The following is a 3,101-nucleotide window of genomic DNA, read 5'->3' as shown; positions in this document are numbered from 1 at the left end:
GCACTTGCGGCGGCGGGCGACCCGGTCCTCGGAGTGGAACAGGCCTGTGCCGCGGCGGGGCGGGTGAGCACGGCGATGGACGTGGACCTCGTCGGCTGTTCCCTCGACGGGTGGAACGCCCTGGTGGAGGTGCGGGTGGAGCGGCCCTGGTCCGTGCTCACCCGCGATGCCGCGAGCGCCCGGGCCCACGCCGGTCCCCTGGCAGACCTTGCACCCGACCCGCTGACGGGCCCAGCCCGGCCTGCGGCACCGGTGTCGGGGGCGAGCGGTCGAGGCCTCGGGATGAGTGACCGGACCGGTGGAGCGGGCGGAGTGCGCCCACGCCGTGGCGGTCGCCCGTCCGACCTTTCACGGGGCGGCTCTCGTCGTAGCACTCGAACCGATCGACGACCTCCGCCGGAGGCCCACTCCCGCACCGGGTCTCCTGGGTCCGGAAGGGATCCGCGGGCCACCGAGCCCCGGACCACGCGCACGCTCCCCGGACAGGGTGGGACCGGAGCGCTCCGGCGCTCTCCGAACGGGACCACCGCATCCCCCCCGCCGCTGCCCGGCCCCCGGCGGCGGGCGAGGATCGAGAGCTCCGTCGGCCCGGCGTCAGGCCCGCAACGCGCGCAACACCACGTCGAGCACCGCCACGGCGCCTGCCTTGTCCAGGGGGACGTTCCCGTTGCCGCACTTGGGCGACTGCACGCACGAGGGGCAGCCGGTGCGGCAGGCGCAGTCCCGGATCGCCGAGCGGGTGGCCCACAGCCAACGCTCCAGCACCGCGTGCCCGCGCTCGGCGAGACCGGCCCCGCCCGGGTGCCCGTCGTGGACGAACACGGTGGGCGACCCGGTGTCCGGGTGCAGGGCCGTGGACAGCCCGCCGATGTCCCAGCGGTCGCAGATCGCGAACAGCGGCAGCAGCCCGATGGCCGCGTGCTCGGCGGCGTGCAGCGCACCCGGGACCCGCGGGGGGTCGATGCCCACCGCGGCCAAGGCGGTGTCCGCGATCGTGTACCAGACCGAGCGCGTCTCGAGGACCTGCGCGGGCATGTCCAGCGGGACCGTGTCCAGCACAGCGCCACCGGCCGCGCGGCGCTGGTAGGCCACGACCTGTCCGGTCACCCGGACGTCGCCGAAGAAGACCGAGACAGGGCCGTGGTCGGTGCGTTCGCGCACGGCCACCACCTCGACGTCCGCGGTCGAGCGGGCGTCCGTGCGCCAGTCCGGCTCCTCCCGGTGCAGCAGCGCGACCCCGGTGTCGAGATCGAGGTCGTCCACCACGTAGCTCTCGCCCCGGTGCAGGTAGACCGCCCCGGGATGGACGGTGCCGGGGGCCGAGGCGCCGTCGACCGTGCCGAGCATCCGTGCCGTCTCCGCCTCGACCAGGGCGACCTGTCCCAGACCGGAGCCGCGGATGTCCACCGAGGCCGCGGGCTGCTCCCGGGTGGTCGGCCAGAACCAACCGGCGGGCCTGCGGCGCAGCACGCCGTCCTCGACCAGCTCGTCGAGGATCTCCTCGGCGACGGGCCCGCCGAACACCTCGGCCACGTCCTGGGCGGTGAGCGGCAGCTCGGCTGCGGCGCACACCAGCTGCGGGGCCAGCACGTACGGGTTGCCGGGATCGAGCACGCAGCTCTCCACGGGTGCGCCGATCAGCGCCCGCGGATGGTGCACCAGGTAGGTGTCCATCGGGTCGTCCCTGGCCACGAGGACCACGAGGGCCTCGTCCGCGGCGCGGCCCGCGCGCCCGGCCTGCTGCCAGAAGGAGGCGCGGGTGCCGGGGAAACCCGCGACGATCACCGCGTCCAGCCCCGCGATGTCCACCCCGAGCTCGAGGGCGTTGGTCGTGGCCACGCCGAGCAGGGCGCCGCTCATCAGGGCGGCCTCCAGCTCCCGCCGCTCCTCGGGGAGGTATCCGCCGCGGTAGGCGGCGACCCGGTCGACCAGCCCCGGGTCGACGTCCGCCACGATCCGCTGGGCACCGAGGGCCGCGGTCTCGGCGCCGCGCCGCGACCGCACGAACGCCAGGCTCCGGGCCCCCTCGATGACCAGGTCGGCGAGCATCCTGGAGGACTCGGTGGAGGCGGGCCTGCGCACCGGGGCGCCGTTCTCGCCGGTCAGCTCGGGCAGCAGCGGCGGCTCCCAGAGCGCCACGGTGCGGCCCGCGCTCGGCGACCCGTCCTCCGTGACCGCCCGGACCTCCCGACCGGTGAGCGCGCAGGCGAACTCGGCGGGCCGGGCCACCGTGGCGGAGGCCAGCACGATCGTCGGGGCGGCGCCGTAGCGCCGCGCGACCCGCAGCAGTCGCCGCAGCAGCAGCGCCACGTGCGAGCCGAACACCCCGCGATAGGTGTGGCACTCGTCCACGACCACATAGGCGAGCCTGCGGAGGAAGCCCGACCAGCGGCCGTGCCGGGGCAGCACCGACCGGTGCAGCATGTCCGGGTTGCTGAGGATCCAGCGGCCGTGTCGGCGGATCCAGTCGCGCTCGTCCATCGGGGTGTCGCCGTCGAGCGTGGTGGGGCGCAGATGGTCCAGGCCCAGCTCGCGCAGGGCCCGCAGCTGGTCCCCGGCCAGGGCCTTGGTCGGCGACAGGTAGAGGGCGGTGGCGCGCGGGTCCTCGGTCAGCGTGGTGAGCACCGGCAGCTGGTAGACGAGCGACTTCCCCGACGCCGTGCCGGTCGCCACGACGACGTCCCGCCCGGCGTGCGCGTGCTCCGCGCCCTCGGCCTGGTGGCTCCACGGCTGCGCGACCCCCACCCGCCGGAAGGCCTCGACGACCTCGGCGGGCGCCCAGTCCGGCCAGTTCACCGCGCGCCCCGCACGCGGCGGCAGCCGCACCGCGTGGCGGAGGGGGTTCAGCGGATCCCCGTCCTTCGGCGACTCGTCATCCTCGGGCAGCTCGCCCGAGGGGCCCAGCTCCAGGATCGGGACCTCGGGATCCACCCCCGAGCCTGCGAGCACACGGGCGAGCAGCTCCAGCCCGCGGGCAGAGCGGAGCACGGGCCCGTCCGGCTCGGCGATCCGCTGGTCCTGCACACCGTCGAGGCTTGCACACCGCACCGACAGCCCCGCGGTCCGCACCCGAGCGGCGAGGCGACCGGCTCCGCGAGATC

General features: G+C 75.7%; 1 protein-coding gene. It reads right to left on the bottom strand.

The window, feature by feature from the left end; genetic code table 11:
* Positions 1–594: 594 nt before the first annotated feature.
* A complete protein-coding gene (locus H5J29_RS27010; protein WP_312858432.1) occupies positions 595–3,024 on the bottom strand; it encodes a DNA 3'-5' helicase SftH in 2,430 nt (809 codons plus the stop codon).
* Between the last annotated feature and the right edge of the window lie 77 nt (positions 3,025–3,101).

Origin of the sequence: Pseudonocardia pini (genome assembly GCF_013870575.1) — a bacterium.
In the GTDB taxonomy this organism is placed as follows: domain Bacteria; phylum Actinomycetota; class Actinomycetes; order Mycobacteriales; family Pseudonocardiaceae; genus Pseudonocardia; species Pseudonocardia pini.
This window is presented reverse-complemented; position numbering and strand designations above follow the sequence as displayed.